General features: G+C 70.5%; 20 protein-coding genes. 7 read left to right on the top strand and 13 right to left on the bottom strand.

Annotation, left to right across the window (positions count from 1 at the left end; translation table 11 throughout):
• The 3 genes from treS to glgB all read left to right on the top strand — a co-directional run.
• A partial coding sequence (treS, locus tag ACFWBD_RS19250; protein WP_385667929.1) for a maltose alpha-D-glucosyltransferase occupies positions 1-1,212 on the top strand: 1,212 nt, incomplete at its 5' end.
• 91 nt (positions 1,213-1,303) lie between these two features.
• Positions 1,304-2,683 (top strand): phosphotransferase, encoded by a 1,380-nt coding sequence (locus ACFWBD_RS19245; RefSeq protein WP_385667927.1) that lies wholly within the window; start codon positions 1,304-1,306, stop codon positions 2,681-2,683.
• Positions 2,684-2,879: 196 nt separating this feature from the next.
• Positions 2,880-5,120 carry a 1,4-alpha-glucan branching enzyme gene (glgB, locus tag ACFWBD_RS19240; protein WP_385667943.1) on the top strand — a complete coding sequence of 747 codons (2,241 nt, stop codon included), beginning with the start codon at positions 2,880-2,882 and terminating at the stop codon, positions 5,118-5,120.
• Positions 5,121-5,275: 155 nt separating this feature from the next.
• On the opposite strand, the gene ACFWBD_RS19235 is transcribed toward glgB, so the two are convergent.
• From ACFWBD_RS19235 to ACFWBD_RS19220, 4 genes are all read right to left on the bottom strand, one after another.
• Positions 5,276-7,558, bottom strand: a complete 2,283-nt coding sequence (locus ACFWBD_RS19235; protein ID WP_385667925.1) for a HelD family protein — start codon at positions 7,556-7,558, stop codon at positions 5,276-5,278.
• Positions 7,559-7,701: 143 nt separating this feature from the next.
• On the bottom strand, positions 7,702-8,034 hold the full coding sequence (locus ACFWBD_RS19230; protein WP_385667923.1) for a thioredoxin family protein: 333 nt from the start codon (positions 8,032-8,034) through the stop codon (positions 7,702-7,704).
• The gene (locus ACFWBD_RS19225) at positions 8,031-8,459 is read right to left on the bottom strand and encodes a MerR family transcriptional regulator (RefSeq protein ID WP_267018363.1); all 429 of its coding nucleotides are present in this window, start codon (positions 8,457-8,459) and stop codon (positions 8,031-8,033) included. Before ACFWBD_RS19225 ends, ACFWBD_RS19230 begins: the two co-directional genes overlap by 4 nt.
• Positions 8,460-8,488: 29 nt before the next feature.
• Positions 8,489-8,932, bottom strand: a complete 444-nt coding sequence (locus tag ACFWBD_RS19220; protein ID WP_385667921.1) for an Lrp/AsnC family transcriptional regulator — start codon at positions 8,930-8,932, stop codon at positions 8,489-8,491.
• Positions 8,933-9,043: 111 nt separating this feature from the next.
• On the opposite strand from ACFWBD_RS19220, the gene ACFWBD_RS19215 reads away from it, so the two are divergent.
• The gene (locus ACFWBD_RS19215; protein WP_385667919.1) at positions 9,044-10,045 is read left to right on the top strand and encodes an NAD-dependent epimerase/dehydratase family protein; all 1,002 of its coding nucleotides are present in this window, start codon (positions 9,044-9,046) and stop codon (positions 10,043-10,045) included.
• Positions 10,046-10,375: 330 nt separating this feature from the next.
• On the opposite strand, the gene ACFWBD_RS19210 is transcribed toward ACFWBD_RS19215, so the two are convergent.
• Both ACFWBD_RS19210 and ACFWBD_RS19205 read right to left on the bottom strand, forming a co-directional pair.
• Positions 10,376-11,611, bottom strand: a complete 1,236-nt coding sequence (locus ACFWBD_RS19210; RefSeq protein WP_385667917.1) for a helix-turn-helix domain-containing protein — start codon at positions 11,609-11,611, stop codon at positions 10,376-10,378.
• Positions 11,612-11,988: 377 nt separating this feature from the next.
• Entirely contained in the window at positions 11,989-12,330 is a 342-nt protein-coding gene (locus ACFWBD_RS19205; RefSeq protein WP_385667915.1) for a hypothetical protein, read from the bottom strand.
• A gap of 353 nt (positions 12,331-12,683) precedes the next feature.
• Here ACFWBD_RS19205 and ACFWBD_RS19200 point away from each other — a divergent pair, with 353 nt between their 5' ends.
• Together ACFWBD_RS19200 and ACFWBD_RS19195 are read left to right on the top strand one after the other, a co-directional pair.
• Positions 12,684-13,211 (top strand): universal stress protein, encoded by a 528-nt coding sequence (locus tag ACFWBD_RS19200; RefSeq protein WP_385667913.1) that lies wholly within the window; start codon positions 12,684-12,686, stop codon positions 13,209-13,211.
• A 147-nt stretch (positions 13,212-13,358) separates the two neighbouring features.
• Positions 13,359-13,925: a GPR1/FUN34/YaaH family transporter gene (locus tag ACFWBD_RS19195; protein ID WP_385667911.1), complete on the top strand. Its 567-nt coding sequence runs from the start codon at positions 13,359-13,361 to the stop codon at positions 13,923-13,925.
• A gap of 100 nt (positions 13,926-14,025) precedes the next feature.
• On the opposite strand, the gene glmS is transcribed toward ACFWBD_RS19195, so the two are convergent.
• Both glmS and ACFWBD_RS19185 read right to left on the bottom strand, forming a co-directional pair.
• Positions 14,026-15,843: a glutamine--fructose-6-phosphate transaminase (isomerizing) gene (glmS, locus tag ACFWBD_RS19190; RefSeq protein ID WP_385667909.1), complete on the bottom strand. Its 1,818-nt coding sequence runs from the start codon at positions 15,841-15,843 to the stop codon at positions 14,026-14,028.
• Positions 15,844-15,867: 24 nt separating this feature from the next.
• Positions 15,868-16,125, bottom strand: a complete 258-nt coding sequence (locus tag ACFWBD_RS19185; protein WP_189918144.1) for a hypothetical protein — start codon at positions 16,123-16,125, stop codon at positions 15,868-15,870.
• A gap of 186 nt (positions 16,126-16,311) precedes the next feature.
• On the opposite strand from ACFWBD_RS19185, the gene ACFWBD_RS19180 reads away from it, so the two are divergent.
• Entirely contained in the window at positions 16,312-17,883 is a 1,572-nt protein-coding gene (locus ACFWBD_RS19180; protein WP_385667907.1) for a purple acid phosphatase family protein, read from the top strand.
• Positions 17,884-17,920: 37 nt separating this feature from the next.
• Here ACFWBD_RS19180 and ACFWBD_RS19175 read toward each other — a convergent pair whose 3' ends face one another.
• From ACFWBD_RS19175 to desA, 5 genes are all read right to left on the bottom strand, one after another.
• Positions 17,921-18,790 (bottom strand): DUF4429 domain-containing protein, encoded by an 870-nt coding sequence (locus tag ACFWBD_RS19175; RefSeq protein ID WP_385667905.1) that lies wholly within the window; start codon positions 18,788-18,790, stop codon positions 17,921-17,923.
• A 70-nt stretch (positions 18,791-18,860) separates the two neighbouring features.
• Positions 18,861-20,630: an IucA/IucC family protein gene (locus ACFWBD_RS19170; RefSeq protein WP_385667903.1), complete on the bottom strand. Its 1,770-nt coding sequence runs from the start codon at positions 20,628-20,630 to the stop codon at positions 18,861-18,863.
• Positions 20,627-21,181 carry a GNAT family N-acetyltransferase gene (locus tag ACFWBD_RS19165; protein ID WP_385667901.1) on the bottom strand — a complete coding sequence of 185 codons (555 nt, stop codon included), beginning with the start codon at positions 21,179-21,181 and terminating at the stop codon, positions 20,627-20,629. Before ACFWBD_RS19165 ends, ACFWBD_RS19170 begins: the two co-directional genes overlap by 4 nt.
• A complete protein-coding gene (locus ACFWBD_RS19160; RefSeq protein WP_385667899.1) occupies positions 21,178-22,452 on the bottom strand; it encodes a lysine N(6)-hydroxylase/L-ornithine N(5)-oxygenase family protein in 1,275 nt (424 codons plus the stop codon). Before ACFWBD_RS19160 ends, ACFWBD_RS19165 begins: the two co-directional genes overlap by 4 nt.
• Positions 22,436-23,878, bottom strand: coding sequence for a lysine decarboxylase DesA (gene desA / locus ACFWBD_RS19155; protein ID WP_385667897.1), 1,443 nt, complete (start codon positions 23,876-23,878; stop codon positions 22,436-22,438). The genes ACFWBD_RS19160 and desA overlap by 17 nt, the downstream gene beginning before the upstream one ends.
• Positions 23,879-23,999: the final 121 nt, after the last annotated feature.

Below are 23,999 nucleotides of genomic sequence, written 5' to 3'. Positions count from 1 at the left end.
ACCTTCGACCCCGTCCGCAAGCAGTACTTCTTCCACCGCTTCTTCTCCCACCAGCCGGACCTCAACTACGAGAACCCGGCCGTCCAGGAGGAGATGATCTCCGCGCTGCGGTTCTGGCTGGACCTGGGCATCGACGGCTTCCGCCTCGACGCCGTGCCGTACCTGTACGCCAAGGAGGGCACGAACTGCGAGAACCTCCCCGCGACCCATGAGTTCCTCAAAGGGGTCCGCAAGGAGATCGACGCCCACTACCCGGACACGGTGATCCTCGCCGAGGCCAACCAGTGGCCGGAGGACGTCGTCGACTACTTCGGCGACTACGCCTCCGGCGGCGACGAATGCCACATGGCGTTCCACTTCCCCGTCATGCCCCGCATCTTCATGGCGGTCCGCCGGGAATCCCGCTACCCCGTCTCCGAAATCCTCGCCAAGACCCCCGCGATCCCCTCCCGCTGCCAGTGGGGAATCTTCCTGCGCAACCACGACGAGCTCACCCTCGAAATGGTCACCGACGAGGAACGCGACTACATGTACGCCGAATACGCGAAAGACCCGCGTATGCGCGCCAACATCGGCATCCGCCGCCGCCTCGCACCCCTCCTCGACAACGACCGCAACCAGATCGAACTCTTCACCGCCCTGCTGCTCTCCCTCCCCGGCTCGCCGATCCTCTACTACGGCGACGAGATCGGCATGGGCGACAACATCTGGCTCGGCGACCGCGACGCCGTCCGCACCCCCATGCAGTGGACACCTGACCGCAACGCGGGATTTTCGTCCTGCGACCCCGGGCGGCTCGTTCTGCCGACCATCATGGATCCCGTCTACGGCTACCAGGTCACCAACGTCGAGGCGTCGATGTCGTCGCCCTCCTCGCTGCTGCACTGGACCCGCCGGATGATCGAGATCCGCAAGCAGAACCCCGCCTTCGGTCTCGGCACCTACACCGAACTCCAGTCCTCCAACCCGGCCGTCCTCGCCTTCCTCCGTGAGGCGCCCCTGACCAAGGACGGGGAGGACGACCTGGTGCTGTGCGTGCACAACTTCTCGCGGTTCGCGCAGCCCACGGAACTGGACCTGAGCCGGTTCAAGGGGCGGTACCCGGTGGAGCTGTTCGGCGGGGTGCGTTTCCCGGCGGTCGGTGACCTGCCGTACCTGCTCACCATGGCGGGCCACGGCTTCTACTGGTTCAGGCTGCGCAGGGACGCCTAGAACCCCGGGCGGGGCGGTTTCCCCCGCCCCGCCCGGGGCACGCATCAGTAACGCCCCGACCCCGATCTCCGGGGAAAGGAATGTGACACCTATGGCGGCGACTGTCACACGTTCCGGCCGGACCGACCCCGGCCTCCTCGCTTCGCTGGACCCCCTGCTGCGGGAGTGGCTGCCCCGGCAGCGCTGGTTCGCCGGCAAGGGGCGTCCGGTCACCGGGTTCTCGCTGGTGGCGGCCACCGAGCTGCTGCCGGCCGGCGGCAGACTGGCGCTGTACCACCTGCTGGTGCGCGCCCATCAGCCGGCGGTGCCCGGCGACTGCTACCAGCTCCTGATCGGCGCCCGCGAGGCCCTGCCGCCCCGGCTGGCGCCCGCGCTGATCGGCCATGTGACGCAGGGTCCACTGGCCGGGCGGACCGTGTTCGACGCCCTGTACGACACCCGGCCCGCCGAGGTGCTGCTGGAGGCCCTGCGCACCGGGGCCCGGATCGGCGGGCTGCGCTGCGAGCGGGACCCCGGGCAGGAGATCCGGTCGGGACTGGTCCCGCGCCGGCTGACGGGCGAACAGTCGAACTCGTCCGTCGTCTATGGAGATACGTTCATTCTCAAGCTGTTGCGCCGGGTCGTGCCGGGCGTCAACCCCGACCTGGAGCTGCCGCTGGCGCTGGCCCGCGAGGGCTGCCCCCGGGTGCCCGCGCCGACCGCGTGGATGTACGGGGACCCGGGTGAGGGCGAGGGGGAGTCGTACGTCCTGGCCGTGCTCCAGCCGTACGTGCAGGGCGCGGCGGACGGCTGGGAGCTGGCGCTGCGGGAACTGGCCAAGGGCGAGGACTTCGCCGCCGAGGCGCGAGCGCTGGGGCGGGCCACCGCCGAGGTGCACGGCGCGCTGGCCCGGGCACTGCCCACGGCGACCCTGGGGCAGGCGCAGATACGGCCGATGGTGGACGGCATGACCGAGCGGCTGGACGCCGCGGCGCAGGCGGTGCCCGCGCTGCGCCCGTACGCGCCGGCGCTGCGCACCGCCTTCACCGCGCTGGCCGGCCTCGCGGCGGAGGGCCACACCTGGACCGCCCAGCGCGTCCACGGCGATCTGCACCTCGGGCAGTGTCTGCGCTCGGCCTCCGGACAGTGGGCGCTGATCGACTTCGAGGGGGAGCCCGCCAGGCCGCTGGCCGAGCGGCGGATGCCCCAGCCGACCGTGCGGGACGTGGCGGGCATGCTGCGTTCCTTCGACTACGCCGCCCACTCGGCCGATCCGCCGTCCCCGGCCTGGGCACACGCCTGCCGGGCGGCCTACTGTTCCGGGTACGCCGAGGTGGCGGGTGTCGACCCGCGCACCGACCCCGTGCTGCTGCGGGCCCACGAGACGGACAAGGCGGTCTACGAGGTCGTCTACGAGGCCCGGCACCGCCCCGACTGGCTCTCCGTACCCCTTTCCGCGATACACCGCCTCGCCGCACCCGATCTGCCTTGAGGAGGCTCCGTACGTGACTCCCCCGAAGAAGAAGGCCACCGCGAAGAAAGCAGTGACCGAGAAGGCGGCGGGCAAGAAGACGACGGGCAGGAAGGCGGCGAGCAGGAAGGCGGCGAGCGGAAAGGCAGCCGGCGAGGAAGCGGCGGGCACGCAGGCGACCGTCGAGCAGGCGGCAACGGCCGCCGAGGAGGCCGCCGTGAAGAAGCCGAGGAAGGCGAAGGGCCCGCAGGCGCCCCCTGTGGAAGCACTCGTGGACCCCGCCCTGGATGCCGCCGAGCGTGAACGCCTGCTGCACGGCACCCATCACGACCCGCACTCCGTGCTCGGCGCGCATCCGGTGCCCGGCGGGATCGCCTTCCGGGCGCTGCGCCCGTACGCGCGGTCCGTCACGGTGCTGTCGGGCGACCTGCGCGCCGAACTCCACGACGACGGCGACGGCTTCTTCTCCGGCCTGCTGCCCCTGACGCAGGCCCCGGTCCACCGGCTCCTCGTGACCTACGAGAGCACCACCGTGGAGACCGAGGACGCCTACCGTTTCCTGCCCACGCTGGGCGACCTGGACCTGCACCTGATCGGCGAGGGCCGGCACGAGCAGCTGTGGACGGTGCTGGGCGCGCGTCCGACGACCCACCAGGGGGTGAGCGGCACCGCCTTCTCCGTGTGGGCGCCGAACGCGCGCGGGGTGCGACTGGCCGGCACCTTCAACTTCTGGGACGGCACGGGGTACCCGATGCGGTCACTGGGCTCGTCCGGTGTCTGGGAGCTGTTCGTGCCCGGGGTCGGCGAGGGCGAGCTGTACAAGTTCGACATCACCCGCCCCGACGGCTCGCACACCCTGCGCGCCGACCCGATGGCCAGGCGTACCGAGGTGCCGCCGGCGACCTCGTCGATCGTGCACGCCTCGCACTACGAGTGGGGCGACGAGGAGTGGCTGGCCCGGCGGGCCGAGATACCCGTGCACGAGGCCCCGTTCTCCGTCTACGAAGTCCATCCGGCCTCCTGGCGACCGGGACTGACGTACCGTCAACTTGCCGATCAGCTGCCCGCGTACGTCCGGGACCTCGGCTTCACCCATGTCGAGCTGATGCCGGTCGCCGAGCACCCCTTCGGCGGCTCGTGGGGCTACCAGGTCACCGGTTTCTACGCGCCCACCGCCCGGCTCGGCACACCCGACGACTTCAAGTACCTGGTGGACGCTCTGCACCGGGCCGGTATCGGCGTCCTGATGGACTGGGTACCGGCGCACTTCCCGCGCGACGAGTGGGCCCTCGCGGAGTTCGACGGGCGTCCGCTGTACGAGCACGAGGACCCGCTGCGCGCCGCGCACCCCGACTGGGGAACGCTGGAGTTCGACTTCGGGCGGCGCGAGGTGCGCAACTTCCTGGTGGCCAACGCCACCTACTGGTGCGAGGAGTTCCACATCGACGGGCTGCGCGTGGACGCCGTCGCCTCGATGCTCTACCTCGACTACTCGCGCGAGCCCGGCCAGTGGACCCCGAACGAGCACGGGGGCCGGGAGAACCTGGACGCGGTGGCGTTCCTGCAGGAGATGAACGCGACGGTCTACCGCCGCAGCCCCGGGGTCGTCACGATCGCGGAGGAGTCCACGGCCTGGGACGGTGTCACGCGGGCCACGCACCACGCGGGTCCGAGCGGCTTCGGCGGGCTCGGATTCGGGCTGAAGTGGAACATGGGCTGGATGCACGACTCGCTGGAGTACATGAGCCACGAGCCGGTGCACCGCAGGTACCACCACCACGAGATGACCTTCTCGATGGTGTACGCCTACAGCGAGAACTACGTGCTGCCCATCTCCCACGACGAGGTGGTCCACGGGAAGCGCTCGCTGGTGTCGAAGATGCCCGGCGACTGGTGGCAGCAGCGCGCCGCCCTGCGGGCGTACCTGGCGTTCATGTGGGCCCACCCCGGCAAGCAACTCCTCTTCATGGGCCAGGAGTTCGCCCAGGGCGCGGAGTGGTCCGAGGCCCACGGCCCCGACTGGTGGCTGCTGGATCCGGCGTACGGCGCCGAGGCCGACCACCGCGGTGTCAGGGACCTGGTCCGCGACCTGAACACCGTCTACCGCGCGGCGCCGGCCCTCTGGCAGCGGGACACCGACCCCGCCGGTTTCCAGTGGGTGGTCGGCGACGCGGCCGAGGACAACGTCTTCGCCTTCCTGCGGTACGACGCCGAGGGCGCCCCGCTGCTGTCCGTCTCCAACCTCTCCCCGGTCGTCCGTCACGACTACCGCCTCGGCGCACCCGACGACGTCCCGGCCTGGCACGAGGTCCTCAACACCGACGCGGCCGGGTACGGCGGCAGCGGTGTCGCCCACCCCGACCCGGTCAAGCCGGAGCCGCAGGGCCGGCACGGCCGGCCGGCGAGCGTCCGGCTGACGCTGCCGCCGCTCGCGACGGTGTGGCTGCGGCCTGCCTGAGTCCTCTGAGCCCCGCCCGGGGCAGCGACCCGGGGGCGGGGCTGTCGGCCGGTGCGTCGGCGTACGGGCGGGGATCCCCGCCTCGCACGCCCACCGCACCGGCCGTTCCCCCGCAGCGATCACGGCGCGAACCGTCGCGCCCCGCCGATGCCGCGTTACGCCGGAGGTCCCCCGAGGGCCGCGGCCAGCGCCTTCGGGAGGGTCCTGCTGTGCAGCACCCCCAGCCGCTGCGTGGCCCGGGTCAGCGCCACGTACAGGTCGCTGGTGCCGTACCGCGAGGGCTCCACCACCAGCACGGAGTCGAACTCCAGGCCCTTGGACTGGCGCGGGTCCAGCAGTACGACGCTCCGGGTCAGGTCCGGCTCGGCGCCCGCGGTCACCCCGTCCAGCCGGGCCGCCAGCTTCCGGTGCAGGTCACGCGGGGCGATGACGGCGAGCCGGCCCTCGGCGGGGGTCAGCTCGCCGACCGCCTCGGCGACCGCGCCGGGGAGGTCGTCGGTGGCGCGCGCCCACGGACGTACGCCGGTCGACCGCACCGAACTCGGCGGCTCGAAGCCGGGGTGCTCCGCGCGCACCACCGCCGCGGCCACGTCCATGATCTCGGCCGGGGTGCGGTAGTTGACGCCGAGCCTGGTGTGCTCCCAGCGGTCCCCGACATACGGCTGGAGGATCCTGGCCCAGGAGCCGACGCCGGCCGCCTCGGCGGTCTGCGCCGGGTCGCCGACCAGGGTCATCGAGCGGGTCGGGCTCCGCCGCATCAGCAGCCGCCAGGCCATCGGCGACAGCTCCTGCGCCTCGTCGACGATGATGTGCCCGAACGCCCAGGTGCGGTCGGCGGCCGCGCGTTCGGCGGCGCTGCGGTGGTCGTCCTCCTCATGCCGTTCGGCGAAGCGTTCGGCGTCGATGATGTCGTGCGCGGACAGGATCTCGGAGTCCTCCTCGTCCTTGTCCTCGAACTCGTAGGTGCGGGAGGCGTACGAGACGTCCAGGACGCCCTGCGCGTAGGCGACCTGGGTCTCCCGCTCGCGGTCCGCGCGGGCCCGTGCCACCCGGTCGTCCTCGCCGAGCAGTTCGGCCGCCTCGTCGAGCAGCGGTACGTCCGCCACGGTCCACGCCCGCGTCACCGGGCGCCGAACGGCGGCCGCGTCGTCGTCGGAGACATAGCCCACGGGGTCGGCGAGGAAGTCGGCGACCAGGCGCTGCGGGGTCAGGCGCGGCCACAACTGGTCGATGGCGGCCCAGACCTCGGGGTTGTCGGCGAGTTCGTCGCGGATCTGGGTGACGTCGCTCGGGTCGAGGAGGTTGGAGCCGTCGTAGGGGTCCGTGCCGATGCGTTCGGCGACCATGTCGGTGAGCGTGTTGAGGATGTGGCCCTCGAAGATCTCGCGGGCCGCGTTGTGCGGCAGCCGGGCGGCCCGGGTGCGCTCACGGGCCATGTTCACCAGGCCGTCGTCGAGCATCAGGATCTCGCGGTCGTGCCCGATCGCGATCACCGGATCGGGCAGCGCCTGCCAGTCGCGTACGACGTCGGCGAGGACGTCCGCCATGTCGGCGCGGCCCTTGACGGCCGCCGCCGCGCGGGTGTCGGTCGCCGTCGCCTTCACGCCGGGGAAGAGTTCGCCGACCGTCGCCAGCAGCACACCGGTCTCGCCCAGCGAGGGCAGCACCTCGCCGATGTAGCCGAGGAAGGCGGGGTTGGGTCCGACGATCAGGACGGCCCGCTTGGCGAGCAGCTCGCGGTGTTCGTAGAGGAGATAGGCGGCGCGGTGCAGGGCGACGGCGGTCTTGCCGGTGCCGGGGCCGCCCTCGACCACCAGCACCCCCCGGTGGGGCGCCCGGATGATCTCGTCCTGCTCGGCCTGGATGGTCTGCACGATGTCGCTCATCCGGCCGGTGCGCGCGGAGTCGATCGCGGCGAGGAGCACGGCGTCGCCGGTCGGGTCCTCGTGGCCGGTGCGGGTGGCGTCGCCGATGTCGAGGATCTCGTCGTGCAGGGCGGTGACCCGGCGGCCCTCGGTGGTGAGGTGCCGGCGCCGGCGCAGCCCCATCGGGGTGTGGCCGGTCGCCAGGTAGAAGGGGCGGGCCACGTCGGCGCGCCAGTCGATGAGGACCGGGGTGCGCTCGGCGTCCTCGGCGCGCAGGCCGATGCGTCCGATGTGGTGGTTGGTGCCGGAGGTGAGGTCGATGCGGCCGAAGCAGAGGGAGCCGTCCACCGCGTTCAGCGCGGCGAGCAGCCCGGAGCGCTCGACGACGAGGATGTCCCGCTCCAGCCGGGCCTGCATGGGCGTGTTGCCCTGGGCCAGCGCGTCGGTCACGGCGCCCTCGGTGTCGCCGCGCAGTGCGTCCACGCGCGCGTACAGGCCGTCGATGAATTCCTGCTCGCAGCGCAATTCACTGTCCGGAAAGTCGGCGTTTGACAATTCCACTCCCGCCCGCATATACTGTGCTCACTGAGCTTCTTTGCGCCCTCATTCATATGAAGTCGCGAACCATCGAATATACGCAGAGAAATCCCCCGAGCGCAATTGCTCGGGGGATTTCTTTGTGGGCCGAAGGCGTCGGCAGTCAGCTCATCGCGGGCTCACAGGACCTCGTCCAGCTCCGCCAGCAGCCGGCGCTTCGGCCGGGCGCCCACCATCGACTTCACGGGCTCACCGGCCCGGAACACCATGAAGGTCGGCATCGACAGCACCCGGTACGCGTGGGTGGTCTCCGGGTTGGTGTCCACGTCCAGCTGCACCACCTTCAGCCGCTCGCCCTCCTCCGCGGCGAGCGCGGTGAGCACCGGCCCCATCTGCCGGCACGGCGGACACCAGTCCGCGGTGAACTCCACCAGCACCGGCAGCTCCGCCCCCAGCACCTCCGCCCCGAAGTCCGCGTCCGTCACCTCGGCCACCCCGTCCGCCTTGATCACCGTTCCTGCCCTCCCAGCTCGCACTCGGGCTCCGGACCCCCCGGAACCCGCGCCTCGGCGGCCAGCTCGTCACGGGCCAGCTCGGCCCGCACGAGCTGCCCGGCGACCGTCTCCCGCACCGCCCGCAGCTCCCCGATGAGCGCGTCCAGCTCGTCCAGCTTGCGCCGGTAGACCACGAGCGACGCCGGGCACGAGTCGCCCTCCGGGTGCCCGGCCCGCAGACACTCCACGAAGGGCCGGGTCTCCTCCAGGTCGAACCCGAAGTCCTGAAGGGTCCTGATCTGCCGCAACAGCCGCAGATCGCCCTCGTCGTAGGTCCGGTACCCGTTGTCACCGCGCCGCGCGGGCAGCAGCCCGCGCGACTCGTAGTACCGCAGCGTCCGGGTGGTGGTCCCGGCCCGTGCGGCCAGCTCGCCGATGCGCATGCCTACGAACGTAAGGCTTGACGCCCACGTCAAGGCAAGAGCGGTTTCCGCTCGACCGGCGAGGTGAGCACGATCGACGTCGTCGTGCGCCCGAGGGCGGAGACCGCCTCGAGGACGCCCTCCAGGTGGACGGTGTCCCGGACGGCGACCTTGAGGATCCAGCAGTCCTCCCCCACCACGTGGTGGACCTCGGTGATCTCGGGACGCCCGATCAGCTCCAGGGTCCTCGGGTGCTTCAGGGTGTAGCCGCCGTGCGGATCGACCCTGATGAACGCCTGGATGCCGTAGCCGAGCCGCGCGGGGCTGACGTGCGCGCCGTAGCCGCTGATGACCCCCGCGGCCTCCAGTCGCCGCACCCGCTCCGTCACCGCCGCCGGACTCAGCCGCACCCGGCGGCCCAGCTCGCTGAGCTTGATCCGGCCGTCGGTCTGGAGCAGTTCCAGGATCTGCCGGTCCAGCGCGTCGAAGGCCACCGACGTTTCGTCGGCGGCGGCCCGCGAATGCCGAGGTTCTTTCGGTGCGACGGCCGGAACTCCCATGGCTACCCCTTCAGGACACGCGTGTACGCCGGGAGAATCATGGTCATGGAAATGACACGGGGGGTAAAGGCCCGGGAAGTGGCGGCCGGGGAGCCGGAGGCAAGGGAGGAAGAGGCCCGGGAGACAGAGGCCCGGGAGGGAAAGGCCCGGGAGGTACTGGTCATCGGCGGGAACCGCTATTTCGGCAAGCGGCTGATCGCGCGCCTGCTGGCCGCCGGGGACCGGGTGACGGTACTGAACCGCGGTTCGTCCGCGCCGCCGCCGGGCGCGCTCCATCTGATCGCCGACCGTGACGACGAGGACGCGCTGAACTCGGCGCTCGGTTCACGCGCCTTCGACGTCGTCGTCGACCAGGTCTGCTACACCCCGCGCCAGGCGGTGATCGCCCGCCGGGTGTTCGCCGGCCGCACCGGTCGCTACGTGCTGACGTCGACGGTCGAGGTGTACGAGTACGAGGACTCCGTCGCCTTCGTGCGGGAGCGGGACGTCGATCCGCTGGGCGTGCAGGTCGATCTCGAACTCCCCTGGCACGATCCGGAGTTCCTCGACTCCCACTACGGCGAGGGCAAGCGGCAGGCGGAGGCGGTGTTCGCGGCGGAGCCGGCGTTCCCGCACGTGGCCGTCCGCGTCGCCCATGTGCTGGGCGGGGCCGACGACTTCACGGGACGGCTGGAGCACTACGCCTCCCGGATCCGCGCGGGTGAGCCGATCACCGTGCCGACGGTGAACCGTCCGGCGACGTACATCCATGTCGAGGAGATCGCCGACTTCCTGTTCTGGACGGTGGGCCAGGACTTCACCGGCCCGGTCAACGCGGCCTCGCACGGGACGCTGACCACGCGCGAGCTGTGCGAGGCGGTGGCCGCGCATGTCCCCGCCGGCCGGGCGGTGTTCCACGAGGTCGAGGTCGGCGAGGTGTCCCCGCTCTCCTTCCGCCGCTTCTACGGCATGGACAACACCCGCGCCACCCGGCTCGGGTTCACCTTCGGCAACGCCCGACGGTGGCTGCGGCGCGCGGCCGACGAGACCCTGGGGAAGGTGAACTGACGTACGTCACCGCACTCTCGGCGACACGCGCGTGAGCGCGATCGGGCCCGGCGCGGCGGCAACCGGCCTGACGCTGACCGAGGAGGAGCTGAGCCACCTGGACGAAGCGGTGCAACGGCAACGGCAACGGCAACGGCAACGGCAACGGCAACGCCCCGCGTAGCGGGACGCTGCCGTTGCCGGGGCCAGGGGGAAAGGACCGGGCGGCCGGGCCACGGGGGAGTGCTCGGCCGCCCGGAGAGGGTGGGGTGGTGGCCGGGTGTCCGGGTGTGGGGCCCCCCGGGGCGGGGGGGGGGGCCCCCCCGGCGCTCGAGAGGTTCCGTCACCCGCTCAGGTGCCGCTGCGCTGCCCCGGCAGACTCGCCCGCGAGGTCGCGTACGCGTCCCGCGCGTGCTCGGACGGCAGGGACGCCGACGAGCTCATCGCACCGGCCGCCGCCGAGGCCGTACGCCGCAGTTGCGGCGGTACCGGCCCCGGGCCGTCCGGGTGCAGCGCCGGAGGCGGTTGCGGAGGTCCCGACGGTTCGTGGTCCGTCGGCCGTTCGCTCTGTGGCCTGCGGGCCCGGTACGCCGCCCGGTATGCCGCCGGGGACGAGCCGAGCTGCCGGCGGAAGTGGCCGCGCAGGGCCACCGGCGAGCGGAAGCCACAGCGCCCCGCGACCTCGTCGACCGAGTAGTCCGACGTCTCCAGCAGGCGCTGCGCCTGGAGCACCCGCTGGGTGATCAGCCACTGGAGCGGCGCGCTGCCGGTCAGGGACCGGAAGCGGCGGTCGAAGGTGCGGCGGCTCATATAGGCGCGTGCCGCCAGCGTCTCCACGTCGAACTGCTCGTGGAGATGCTCCAGCGCCCAGGCGACGACCTCGGCGAGCGGGTCGGCGCCGATCTCCTCGGGTAAAGACCGGTCGAGGTAGCGCTCCTGGCCGCCCGACCGGCGTGGCGGGACGACCAGTCGCCGGGCCAGCGCGCCCGCCGCCTCGTTACCGTGGTCCGTCCGCACGATGTGCAGACAGAGGTCGATTCCGGCCGCGGTGCCCGCCGACGTCAGCACGTCGCCGTCGTCGACGAACAGTTCGCGCGGATCCACGTGTACCGACGGATAGCGCTTGGCCAGCGTCGGCGCGTACATCCAGTGGGTCGTGGCCGGGCGCCCGTCCAGCAGACCCGCGGCGGCCAGCACGAACGCGCCGGTGCACAGGCCCACGATGCGGGCACCCTCCTCGTGCGCCCGGCGCAGTGCGTCGAGCGCGTCCTCCGGCGGCGGCGAGGTGATCGACCGCCAGGCCGGCACGACGACCGTGCCCGCCCGTGAGATCGCCTCCAGGCCGTGTGGCGCGGTGAGTTCCAGCCCCCCCGTGGTCCGCAGCGGGCCTTCTTCGCCCCCGCACACCAGCAAGCGGTAGCGCGGTACGCCGGCGTCCTGGCGGTCAATCCCGAACACCGACAGTGGAATGGAACTCTCGAAAATGGGGCCGCCGCTGAACAGCAGCACCGCGACGATCTCCTTGCGGCGTCGCCCGGAGAGTTTCCGGGCCGCGGCTTCCGGCGCGGCAGTGGAGTCGTGGCTCATCCTGCTAAGCCCCCCTCGGTGGTCGCGGCTCCTCGGTTGTGTCGCTCCTGCACGTTTCCCCTCGGTCCTGCACGAGTCCCCCGCCGTAGACAGTCAAGATCGAATCTAACGTGTCGCACAATGCCGGCGTGGCCAGTTCACCACCCGGCAGATTGTCGACATGGCAACTTGGCGTGAAGCATTCGATCACGAAGCGTTGCACTCGTGGGCCGTGCAGGGAAGTGCGCCTCGGTGCGGTGGCCAATCCCCGTAGGGTGCGCAGGGCCCCTGAGGTCCTTTCCGTGCAGGTGGAACGGGGGGTGGGGGGTGGTTGGGGCAAGGGATGCGCCATCACCGGAAGTTGGCTGAAAAGAAGCGGGTCGGTGCGTGAAAACCGGTCAACCGACCGGTGAGTTTCCCCCGGAGTGACGACGGCCACGGTGCGACCCCGTTCCGGTGCGCTGATGGCGCCCCCGGTGGTGCGCCTGCGGCGCCTCGTCCTCGTCGAGGTCCTCGTCGAGCAGCCGGGCCGCGCACCGCTCGGACCGGCGCAGCAGCACCCGGCAGACCGCTGTGACGGCGGCGAGGCCCAGCGCGGTGCCGGTGGCGCCGGCCAGGGAGGTGCCGTACCAGAGGAGGACCACCGGGACCAGGAAGCAGCTGAAGGCCGCCCAGCGGATCAGGTCGGTCGACCGGTCGTCGCCGGGGCCGGTCTCGGGGGTGGCGCGGGACGAGGGCACGGGGTGGGCTCCTTCCTGGGGCGGCGGTGCGGCGGTGCGAGGGGCGGGCGGTGCGTCGGCGGCGGGGCGGCGGTGCACGGGGTTCAACGCCTGTTCGAGCGGTCGGTCACTGCCGGAGTCGGTCCCGCGTAAGTGAATCCTGTGCAAACCTCCTGTACGGGGCAGCAACCATTGCGTTACGGGCGTCCGCTCGTGCATGCTCCCTGGAACCCCCACCGGGGGCGTGCGGGAACTGGGCCTAGGAGGCGTGCCGCCGTACCCTTGGGGGTATGGGGTTGGGAAGATGATTCCCGGACAGCTCCGTCGCTCACGCCGCGTCCCCCTCCTATAAGGATCAACACGCCGAGACAGCCATGGCCGGTCACGAATTCTTCGAACCCGCGGACCGCAAGCGGCCCGTCGCCGACCCTACGGCGGCCGAGCCCCTGGCGGCGGAAGACGCACGCCACTCCTGCGATCCAGCCTTCCAGCACGGCGTGGTCGTCGGCTTCGACGGCTCCACATCCAGTGAACGCGCGCTCGCTTACGCCATCGGCATGGCCCACCGCTCCGGATCGGGCCTGATCATCGTCCATGTCGCCAATCGGCTGCCCACCACGGTGTGGGCCGGCTGCGAGCCGCCCGTCTTCGTCGACGTTCCGGACCACCGCACCGAGGTGCTCGGTCTGGAGCTCGCCTGCGCGGAGTACCTCGCCGAGGTGCCCTGGATCCTGGTCGAGCGCGGCGGCGACATCTGCCACGAACTCGAAGAGGTCGGGCGGGAGTACGAGGCCGACGCGATCGTCGTCGGCTCGACCCACGGCATCGTCGGCCGGATCTTCGGCTCGGTCGCGGGGCGGCTCGCCAAGCGGGCCAAGCGGCCCGTCGTCGTCATTCCGTAACTCGCCTTCCTCCCGCGTGAGATGAGATCCGGGTACGTCCGCCCCCCTTGCCGCGCAGCATGAATCTACTGGCGCGTAGGGGTGTTTGTGCCTTTGTGAAGGGCATATATCGCTCACACAACTGCACATGCATGAAGGGAGCCCGCCGTGGACAAAGACGTCTCTGCGGGAAGCGGCACCACCACGATCGCCGGCCGACTCGCCCTGGGTGTCACCCTGTTGGCCTTCGGGCTCGGGTACACCGACCTCATCGACGGCGTGACGGCTGCGGACGCCGTATCCATCGCCCACTACGTCGGCGGCGTCGCACTGTTCGTCGCCGGCCTGTTCGCCCTCCGGGACCGTGACACGGCCACCGGCACCGCCTACACCGTCCTCGGCGCCTTCTGGTTCACCTGGGCGGTCTCCGCCGGCACCCAGGTCTCCGACAACGCCGCAGGGCTCTTCCTGCTCCTGTTCGCCCTCGTGGCGCTCTCCCTGACCCTCGCCGGTGGCGACCAACTCGGCCAGGGCGTCTACGGGTTGTTCTTCGCCGGGCTCGTGCTGATGGCCGTGGCCCGGTTCGCCGACAGCGACGGGCTCACGAAGGCCGGCGGCTGGTTCGCCGTCGCGGCGGGCGCGGTTGCCTGGTACGCGGCGACCGCGGCGCTGGCCCACTGGCCCACGGCGTTCTCTCGGCGTGCCGCCCGCCCCGGGGTGACGGCCACGGGCTGAATGGCAGCCGAGGCCGGGGAGTTGGGCGTCCCCGGCAACAGAACGGCCCCCCACACGCAGGTGGCACACGTGGGGGGCCGTTCCGTGTGAGCGGGGAGGGCTACTCCACCGTCACCGACTTCGCCAGGTTGCGCGGCTTGTCGATGTCGCGGCCGAGCGCCTTCGCCGTGTAGTAGGCGAGGAGCTGGAGCGGGATGCCCATCAGGATCGGGTCGAGCTCGTCCTCGTTCTTGGGGACGACGACCGTCTGGTCGGCCTTCTCCTGCTCCCGGTGGGCGACCGCGATGATCCTTCCGCTGCGGGCCTTGATCTCCTCCAGCGCGGCGCGGTTCTTCTCCAGCAGGTCGTCGTCGGGGACGATCGCGACCGTCGGGAGCGCGGGCTCGATGAGCGCCAGCGGACCGTGCTTGAGCTCGGAGGCCGGGTAGGCCTCGGCGTGGATGTACGAGACCTCCTTGAGCTTCAGCGAGGCCTCACGGGCGACCGGGTAGCCCCGGACGCGGCCGATGAAGAGCATCGAGCGGGCCTCGGCGAGCGTCTCGGCCAGCTTCTCGATCTCCGCCTCCTGCTCCATGATCTCGGCGATCTGCGCGGGCAGCTTGCGCAGGCCCTCGATGATCCGCTTGCCGTCGCGCACGGAGAGGTCGCGGGTGCGGCCCAGGTGCAGGGCGAGCAGCGCGAAGGCGACCGTGGTGTTGGTGAAGCACTTCGTCGAGACGACACAGACCTCGGGGCCCGCGTGCACGTACACGCCGCCGTCCGCCTCGCGGGCGATCGCCGAGCCGACCACGTTGACCACGCCCAGCACCCGGGCGCCCTTGCGCTTCAGCTCCTGGACGGCCGCCAGCACGTCGTACGTCTCACCGGACTGCGAGACGGCGATGTACAGGGTGTCGGGGTCCACGACCGCGTTGCGGTAGCGGAACTCGGAGGCGGGCTCGGCGTCCGCGGGGATGCGGGCGAGCTCCTCGATCATCTGGGCGCCGATCATGCCCGCGTGGTACGAGGTGCCGCAGCCGAGGATCTTCACGCGGCGGATCTGGCGCGCCTCGCGGGCGTCCAGGTTGAGGCCGCCGAGGTGCACGGTGGAGAAGCGGTCGTCGATGCGGCCGCGCAGCACGCGGTCCACGGCGTCGGCCTGCTCGTGGATCTCCTTGTGCATGTAGGTGTCGTGGCCGCCCATGTCGTAGGAGGCGGCCTCCCACTCGACGGTGGTCGGCTCGGCCGTGGTGCGGGTGCCCTCGGTCGTGTAGGTGCGGAAGTCGTCGGCCTTCAGGGTGGCCATCTCGCCGTCGTCGAGGGTGACGATCTGGCGGGTGTGGGCGACCAGCGCGGCGATGTCCGAGGCGACGAACATCTCCTTCTCGCCGATGCCGAGGACGACCGGGGAGCCGTTGCGGGCGACGACGATCCGGTCGTTGAAGTCGGCGTGCATGACGGCGATGCCGTAGGTGCCCTCGACCACGCGCAGCGCCTCGCGGACCTTGTCCTCGAGCTTCTCGGCCTGGGCGCGGGCGACGAGGTGGACGAGGACCTCGGTGTCCGTCTCGGAGAGGAACTCGACGCCGTCGGCCTCGAGCTTCTTGCGCAGGTCGGAGGCGTTGTCGATGATGCCGTTGTGGACGACGGCGACCTTGAGGTCGGCCGACATGTGCGGGTGGGCGTTCGCGTCGGACGGGGCGCCGTGGGTGGCCCAGCGGGTGTGGGCGATGCCGGTGGTGCCCTTGAAGCGCGCCGGGACCTTGGCCTCCAGGTCGCGGACCCGGCCCTTGGCCTTGACCATCTTCAGACCGGCCGTCTTCGGCGAGGTGACGACGATGCCCGCCGAGTCGTAGCCGCGGTACTCGAGCCGCTGAAGGCCTTCGAGCAGCAGCGGGGCCACGTCACGCCTGCCGATGTATCCGACGATTCCGCACATATATAGGTATCCCCAAGCTTTCGATCAGCCGTAGACGATGCGCCGCAGCTGCCTGAGCGTGAGCTCGGGCGGCGCCACCGCACGGTATTTCAGGTCCGCCTCGACCCGTTCGAAGATCTCCGCGTTGACCAGGCCCTGGGCCTGGAGCTCGCGGTGGCGGCGACGGACGTAGTCCTCGGTCGTCTCGTCGAAGTAGGCGAGCACGTCCTGGATCACCCGCAGCGCCTCGCCCCGCTGGAGGGGCGTGGATCGCGTCAGGTGATCAACGAGTTCGTCGTGCACCCGGTAGATCCTGGGGTACGCGAGCCGGTTTCGCAAGAATCGTGCCCGATTTCGGGCAGGCCCCTGTTAGGGAGCCTTGGGAGAACATTGAATGTGTTATGAGCCGCTGTTCGCGAACCGTCCATATGGCGTCTTGCGGCCCGTCGCCCGAGGCGACCATTTTCAGACGTCATGGACACTCCTCGCATGGGCGTACCCGAGCGGCTCGCCGAACGCATGAGCATGGCCGAGCAGCACGAGTACCTGCGCGCCAAGTTCTCCCGGCGCACGATGATCAGAGGCGGCGCCGTCACGCTCGGCACCGTCACGGGTGGCGCGTTCGTGACCGGCGCCACGGCACAGGCCGCTGTGCCGACGCAGACCCCGAAGACCACACCGGCCGCCGAGCACGTCGACGGCGCGCTCGTCGCCCCCTTCGGCCGCCACCTCGCCTTCGGCAAGGACCCGCGCACCGAGATCACGGTCTCCTGGCAGGTCCCGGTCGCGGTGAAGAAGCCCTTCATCCGGATCGGCGCCCACCCCTGGGACCTCTCCCGCAAGATCGAGGCCGAGGTGCGCACCCTGCACACCCCGGCCGGGGTCGGCGCCAGCGGCGACCACACCCAGTACTACGTGCACGCCGAGCTCACCCACCTCAAGCCGGGCCGGACGTACTACTACGGCGTCGGCCACACGGGCTTCGACCCGGCCGCCGCCCATCTCCTCGGCACGCTCGGCACCTTTACCACCGCCCCCGACCACAAGGCGCCGTTCACCTTCACCGCCTTCGGCGACGAGGGCGTCGGCTACCACGGCCTCGCCAACAACAGCCTCCTCCTCGGCCAGAACCCGGCCTTCCACCTGCACGCCGGCGACATCGCCTACGCCGACCCGGCCGGCGCGGGCAAGACCGCCGACACCGGCTTCGACTCCCGGGTGTGGGACCAGTTCCTCGCCCAGACCGAGTCCGTCGCCAAGTCCGTCCCGTGGATGCCGGCCTACGGCAACCACGACATGGAGGCCTGGTACTCGCCCAACGGCTACGGCGGCGAGGACGCCCGCTGGAACCTCCCGGACAACGGCCCCGACGCGAAGAACCTCCCGGGCGTCTACACCTTCGTCTACGGCAACACGGCGGTGATCTCGCTCGACGCCAACGACATCTCCTTCGAGATCCCGGCCAACCTCGGCATCTCGGGCGGCACCCAGACCAAGTGGCTGGAGACGCAGCTCAAGAAGTACCGGGCGTCGAAGGACGTCGACTTCGTCGTGGTCTTCTTCCACCACTGCGCCTACTGCACCTCCACCGCGCACGCCTCGGAGGGGGGCGTGCGCCAGGAGTGGGTGCCGCTGTTCGAGAAGTACACGGTCGACCTGGTCATCAACGGCCACAACCACCAGTACGAGCGCACCGACGTCCTCAAGAAGGGCGCCGTCGCCAAGAAGCTCCCGATCGGCGGCACGGCGTACCCCGAGACCGAGGGCGTGGTGTACGTCACGGCGGGCGCGGCCGGCCGCAGCCTGTACGCCTTCACCGCCCCGCTCTCCTACGAGGGGCACGAGAACGAGGTCGACTCCGTCGCCTCCTTCATCAACACCAAGGACGGCAAGGTCAACGAGACCGTCACCTGGTCGCGCGTGCGCTACCTCGACTACTCGTTCCTGCGGGTGGACGTCACCCCGGCCGCGAAGGGCCGTACGGCCACGCTGACCGTGCGCGGCATCGCCGAGACCGGTGACCAGGTCGACCACTTCACCGTGGCCCGCAAGGCGAAGTAGCCCGCCGAGAAAGCCTGGCAGGCGGTCCGCGTCCGCGCTACATGCGTCTGAGGACCGCCTGTTTGGCCGTCGCGAACTCCTCGTCCGTCAGGACGCCGTCGCGGCGCAGGTCGCCGAGTTCGCGCAGACGGCGCAGCAGCGCGTCGTGGTCGTCCCCGGCGGTGGGGTCCGGCTCGCGCTGCGCGGGCAGGGCGTCCCGGGGTCCGGCCGCCGGATGGGGCAGCCTGGCCTGCACGGCCGCCGCGACGAGCGCCATCAGCGGATCCTTCTTGAACCCCCACAGCTCCACGGCGTTGGGGTCGTACTTGGCCGGCGCCTTCGTCGGCGCGTGCCGCAGCCGGAAGCGCAGACAGCCGTTCTCGAGGCCGACCGCGGGCTGCCACTCCACGGCCTCGATCTCCGCGATGCCGAGACTGCGGGCGCCGGCCGAGGACTTGGACTCCTCGGTCTTCCAGTTCCACTCCAGGCGCACCCGCTCACCGTCGAAGCTCGCGGTGCCGTCCCCGGCGGAGGCGGACAGGGGTACGGACGGGCCGGGCAGCAGATACGCGTCCACCGGGTCGGCCGGCACCTCGTCGAGGAGCAGTGCCTGGCGTACCTCGTCCACGAGGTACTCGGCGACCCCGTACCGGTCGGAGTCGACGAGCAGCTGGTACGGATCGTGCGGCTCGGTCAGCCGTCCGCCGGTCGCCTGGAGCAGGGGGTCGGCGCCGTCCCGCAGCCGCAGCCGCAGCCGTCCGGTCTTCTTGCCCTGCTCGAACGACAGCCCCGCCAACGCGCCCAGGGGTACGACCAGTTCACCCAGTTCCCTGCGCAGCGGGCTGACGTTCTTGTCCCGGCCCGGGGTCAGCCGCAGGGCATCGCCGTCGAAGACCCAGGTGCCGTCCTTCTGGATGATTTCCGCCATGGGGGGATTCTTCCAAAGACGGCGACGGGCGCCCCCGAGGACCGTACCCGGGGGCGCCCGTCTGTCCGGATCAGAACCCTGTGACGGGATTCCTCAGGGTTCCGATCAGCTGGAGGGCGCCCGACGGGTCAGCCAGGTCCACCATCTGCCGGTTGTTGCGCAGTTGGAGGCGGTTGAGGCAGGACAGGGCGAACTCGGGGGCGAACATGTCGTACTGGCGGAACTTGTCGGCCAGTTCGGGGTTCGCCTCCTGGTAGGCGCGGGTGACCTCGGCGACCGTGCGCCAGAAGTCGTTCTCCTCGAGGATCCCCTCGGTGGCGAGGCCGGCCGCGAGGAAGCGGAAGAAGCAGTCGAAGACGTCCGTGAAGATGGACAGGAGCTTCTTGTCCTCGGGCACCTCGACGCGGATGCGCCGGACCTCGGGCGGCAGTACCGCGTCCGGGTCCAGGACCGCGATCTCCTCGGCGATGTCCTTGTAGATCGCCCGCTGCACCGCCCCGTCCTTCAGGACCAGGACGGTGTTCTCGCCGTGCGGCATGAACACCAGGTCATAGGCGTAGAAGCTGTGCAGCAGCGGGGTGTAGTACGCCTGGAGGTAGCGGCGCAGCCACTGGGTCGGCGTCAGGCCCGACTGCTCGATCAGCGCGCCGGCCACCGAGTTGCCCTCGTGGTCCACATGGACCAGGGAGGCCATGGTCGCGAGCGACTCGCCGTCCCGGAGGGTCGGCACCGGGCTCTCCCGCCAGAGTGCGGCCAGCATCTTGCGGTACGGCGAGTAGCGGTCCGTCGCCGCCTCGTACTCCAGGTGCCGGTAGCCGACGGCCGCCCGCTCCCGGATGATCGACAGGCCCGTCGACCTCAGTACCGGGTCGTTGTCGATGAGCTGGGCCAGCCAGTCGTTGATGGCCGGGGTCGCCTCCATGTAGGCGGCCGAGAGACCGCGCATGAAGCCCATGTTGAGGACGGACAGGGCCGTCTTCACGTAGTGCTTCTCGGGGTGCGAGGAGTTGAAGAACGTCCGGATGGACTGCTGCGCCAGGTACTCGTCGTCGCCCTCGCCGAGGCAGACCAGGTTCCCGCGCGCGATCTCGGCGGCGAAGGTGACGGTGAGCTTGTTCCACCACTGCCAGGGGTGGACGGGGATGAGGAGGTAGTCGTCCGGGTTCCGGTCCTGCTCGCGCAGGATCCCGTCGAAGCGCTCGACCGTCTTCTCGCCCAGCTCCTCCCGCACGAACGACTCGTACGCGATGCCGACGCCCGCCGTGAACGCGGCCCGTGAGCGGTGCGCGGCCAGCCACACCAGCCGGACCGGGCTCGCCGTCTCCGGCGCGTACGACAGGTACTCGTGGACGCCGAAGCCGAGCCGCCCGTTGTTGGCGACGAAGCAGGGGTGGCCCTCGGTCATCCCGGTCTCGATGGCCTGGAAGCCGCTCCTGACCAGATCCGCCGACGTGATCTGCGGTTTGGCCAGTTTGTAGCAGGTGCCGGAGAGGGTGGAGGAGATCTCCTCCAGGTAGACCGGCAGGATCTCCTCGCTCAGGCCCAGTGTCTTCTTCAGCTCGATGAAGAAGTCCAGGGCGGCGAGCGGGAGTTCGGCGTCGTCGCGGGTGCGGGTGATCGAGTCGGCGTCCACCTGCCAGTGGTCGAGGGCGTGGCGGACGGCCGTGAAGCGGTAGCAGGTCAGCCCGTCGTCGCTGCGTACGACGTAGCGGCCGTCCTTCTCCTCGGGGGTGAACAGGCGCTCGTGCGCGAACTCCGCGAGGGCCTTGCGGACGAGCAGACGGTTGGCCTTCTCCCAGCGCTCGGGGGAGAGGTGGGCGACGGCGTCGGTGAGGCTCATGCCGGCACCTCCGTCGCGGCGACGAACTGCTCGCGCGTGCAGAAGCTCAGCAACGCCCGCTTCTCCGGCTTCTGGATCTCCCGCTCGGGCACGAACCCGACGGCCTCGTTGAGGGCGTGGACCGCCGTGTTGGAGACGTCCGGCTCGACGACGACCCGTGAGGTGGCCGGGTCGTCGAAGAGGCGCGCCATCACGGCGGTGATCACGGCCCGGGTGAACCCGTGCACGGGCCGGTCGGTGGGGGCGACCAGGAAGTGCATGCCGACGTCGCCGGGGCGTGGCTCGTACAGGCCGACCAGCTCACGGTGGGCCGGGTCGTAGTGCTCCATCAGGAAGGCGGGCTCACCGTCGTGCAGGCCGATGAGGGCGTGGCTGTGCTCGTCGGCCGCGATGTCCATGTAGGCGCGCTCGACGTCCACGAGTTTCGCGTTCTGCATCATCCAGTACGCGGATTTGGGGTGGGTGACCCAGCCGTGCAGCAGCTCGGCGTCCTCGACCGGGTCGAGGGGGCGCAGGGTGAGACGGCCGACGGCGGCCGTGGTCGTGCTCATACGGCGAACTCCTGGAACGCGATGGTCTTCTCGACCGGGTAGTACTCGCTGCCGAGCAGGTCACGGATGATCGAGCTGTTGCGGTACGCGCCCATGCCGAGGTCGGGGGAGGTGATGCTGTGGGTGTGCGCGCCCGCGTTCTGGAGGAACACGCCGCGGCCCGTGGTGTCGATGGAGTAGTTGCGGGCGATGTCGAAGTTGCCGTGGGAGTCGTAGCGCAGTCTGTCGCGGACGGGCGCGAGGAACTCCGGCTCGACGTACTTGTAGCCGGTGGCCAGGACCAGCCCCTGGGAGCTCAGGCCGAAGTCCTTGCCCTGCTCCTCCTGGCGGAAGGCGAGGGTGTAGGTGCCGTCGGCGTAACTCGCGCTGGTCAAGGACGAGTTGGTGAGCAGTCGGGTGGGTACCGGGCCGCCGAGGTTCTTCTGGTAGAGCAGGTCGAAGATCTCGTTGATGAGATCGCCGTCGATGCCCTTGAAGAGGTTCTTCTGCTCGTCCGTCAGGCGGTAGCGGGTCTGCTCCGGCAGCTCGCGGAAGTAGTCGATGTACTCCGGGGAGGTCATCTCCAGCGTGAGCTTGGTGTACTCGAGAGGGAAGAAGCGCGGGGAGCGGGTGACCCAGTTCAGCCGGTAGCCGTGGACGTCGATCTCGCTGAGCAGGTCGTAGTAGATCTCGGCGGCCGACTGACCGGAGCCGACCAGCGTGATCGACTCCTTCTTCTGCAGCTCCGCCTTGTGCCGCAGGTAGCGGGAGTTGTGCAGGAAGTCGCCGCCCAGGTCCGCGCAGGCCTCGGGGACGTACGGGGGCGTGCCGGTGCCCAGGACCAGGTGACGGGCACGGAAGCGCTCGCCGGCGGTGGTCCGCACGACGTACACGTCGTCCTCGTACGTCACTTCCGCGACCGTCGTCGAGAAGCGCACGCTGCTCAGCTTGTTCGCGGCCCAGCGGCAGTAGTCGTCGTACTCGACCCGCAGCGGGTAGAAGTTCTCGCGGATGTAGAACGAGTACAGCCGGCCTTTCTCCTTCAGGTAGTTGAGGAAGGAGTACGGCGAGGTCGGGTCGGCCAGGGTGACCAGGTCCGACATGAACGGCGTCTGGAGGTGGGCGCCGTCGAGGAACATGCCGGCGTGCCACTCGAAGTCCGGCTTGGACTCCAGGAAGACACCGTCGAGCGTGTCGATCGGCTCGGTGAGGCAGGCGAGGCCGAGGTTGAAGGGGCCGAGCCCGATCCCCACGAAGTCATAGGTGTGGCTGGCTTCAGGAAGCGCGGTCAAGGGACTCTCCCAGGTACTGCTCGGCGTGGCCGGCGATCAGGTCGAGGACGGCGGCGATGTCGTCGGTCGTCGTCTCGGGGTTCAGCAGGGTGAACTTCAGGTAGTGGCGGGCGCCGACCTTCGTGCCCGCGACCACCGCGTCACCGGAGGCGAACAGGGCCTTGCGGGCGTAGAGGTTGGCGCGGTCGATCTCGGCCGGGTCGGTGACGGCGGCGGGGATGTAGCGGAAGACGAGGGTGGAGAGCGACGGCTGGACGACGACGTCGAAGCGCGGGTCGGCGGCCAGCAGGTGCCAGCCCTCGACGGTCAGGTCGCAGACCTCGTCGAAGAGCTGCCCGATGCCGTCGGCGCCCATCGTCCGCAGGGTCATCCACAGTTTGAGCGCGTCGAAGCGGCGGGTGGTCTGCAGGGACTTGTCCACCTGGTTGGGGATGCGCTCCTGCACCATGCGGCGCGGGTTGAGGTACTCGGCGTGGTAGGTGGCGTGGCGGAGCGTGGCCGCGTCGCGGACCAGTACGGCCGACGAACTCACCGGCTGGAAGAAGGACTTGTGGTAGTCGACGGTGACGGAGTCGGCGCGCTCGATGCCGTCGATGCGGTCCCGGTACTTCACGGAGGCGAGCAGTCCGCAGCCGTAGGCCGCGTCGACGTGCATCCAGGTGCCGTACCGGTCGCACAGCTCGGCTATCTCGGGCAGCGGGTCGATGGAGCCGAAGTCGGTGGTGCCGGCGGTGGCGACCACGGCCATGGGCGTCAGACCGGCCTGCTTGCACCGCTCGAGCTCGCGGGCGAGCGCGAGGGTCTGCATCCGCTTGTCGTTGTCGACCGGGATGGACACCACCGCTTCGGGTCCGAGGCCCAGCAGTTTCGCGGACTTCTTCACGCTGAAGTGACTGACCTCGGAGGCGAAGACGCGCAGTTCGGCGAGGGACTCCGCTTTGGCCTCCTCGCGGGCGAGCAGCAGCGCCTGCAGGTTGGACGCGGTGCCGCCGGAGGTGAACACGCCGTCGGCGGCCTGGCCGAGGCCGATGCGGGCCGTCGTCCAGTCGATCAGTTTGCGCTCGATGAGGGTGCCGCCGGCCGACTGGTCCCAGGTGTCGAGGGAGGAGTTGACGGCCGACAGGACGGCCTCGCCCAGCACGGCGGGGATGACGACCGGGCAGTTGAGGTGGGCGAGGTAGCGGGGGTGGTGGAAGTAGATCGCGTCGCGGAGGTAGACCTCCTCCAGCTCGTCGAGGACGGCCGTGGTGTCGTGCAGCGGCTTGTCCAGGTCGATCCCGTCGATGCGGGGCGCGAGGGCGTCGACCGAGACGCCGGTGAACGGACGGTCGGTGGCGGCGATTTTGGCGGCCACCCGCTCTACTCCTTCGGTCACGGAGCGGCGGTACTGCTCCGCGTTCGTGTCATTGAGCAGGTGCGAGCGCATGGTGGGGGTCCTCCGGGGGGTGGGGACGAGGTCTGCTGCGGGACGGGCTCGGGACGGAGCATCGGGTTCAACTTAGGTTAGCCTAACCTAAGTAGCGCTGGGGGGAACCTGGCGTCTGCCG

This window comes from Streptomyces sp. NPDC060002, from assembly GCF_042737245.1.
In the GTDB taxonomy this organism is placed as follows: Bacteria; Actinomycetota; Actinomycetes; order Streptomycetales; family Streptomycetaceae; genus Streptomyces.
Note: the sequence above shows the minus strand (reverse complement) of the source record. Positions and strands in the feature narration are given on the sequence as shown.

Excerpts from the sequence above, each read along its gene's own strand:
- ACFWBD_RS19235 (WP_385667925.1), bottom strand. The coding sequence starts at position 7,558 with ATGCGGGCGGGAGTGGAATTGTCAAACGCCGACTTTCCGGACAGTGAA.
- glmS (WP_385667909.1), bottom strand. The coding sequence starts at position 15,843 with ATGTGCGGAATCGTCGGATACATCGGCAGGCGTGACGTGGCCCCGCTG.
- ACFWBD_RS19225 (WP_267018363.1), bottom strand. The coding sequence starts at position 8,459 with ATGCGCATCGGCGAGCTGGCCGCACGGGCCGGGACCACCACCCGGACG.
- ACFWBD_RS19210 (WP_385667917.1), bottom strand. The coding sequence starts at position 11,611 with ATGAGCCACGACTCCACTGCCGCGCCGGAAGCCGCGGCCCGGAAACTC.
- ACFWBD_RS19165 (WP_385667901.1), bottom strand. The coding sequence starts at position 21,181 with ATGAGCACGACCACGGCCGCCGTCGGCCGTCTCACCCTGCGCCCCCTC.
- ACFWBD_RS19170 (WP_385667903.1), bottom strand. The coding sequence starts at position 20,630 with ATGAGCCTCACCGACGCCGTCGCCCACCTCTCCCCCGAGCGCTGGGAG.
- ACFWBD_RS19180 (WP_385667907.1), top strand. The coding sequence starts at position 16,312 with ATGGGCGTACCCGAGCGGCTCGCCGAACGCATGAGCATGGCCGAGCAG.
- desA (WP_385667897.1), bottom strand. The coding sequence starts at position 23,878 with ATGCGCTCGCACCTGCTCAATGACACGAACGCGGAGCAGTACCGCCGC.
- ACFWBD_RS19245 (WP_385667927.1), top strand. The coding sequence starts at position 1,304 with ATGGCGGCGACTGTCACACGTTCCGGCCGGACCGACCCCGGCCTCCTC.
- ACFWBD_RS19200 (WP_385667913.1), top strand. The coding sequence starts at position 12,684 with ATGGCCGGTCACGAATTCTTCGAACCCGCGGACCGCAAGCGGCCCGTC.
- ACFWBD_RS19215 (WP_385667919.1), top strand. The coding sequence starts at position 9,044 with ATGGAAATGACACGGGGGGTAAAGGCCCGGGAAGTGGCGGCCGGGGAG.
- ACFWBD_RS19175 (WP_385667905.1), bottom strand. The coding sequence starts at position 18,790 with ATGGCGGAAATCATCCAGAAGGACGGCACCTGGGTCTTCGACGGCGAT.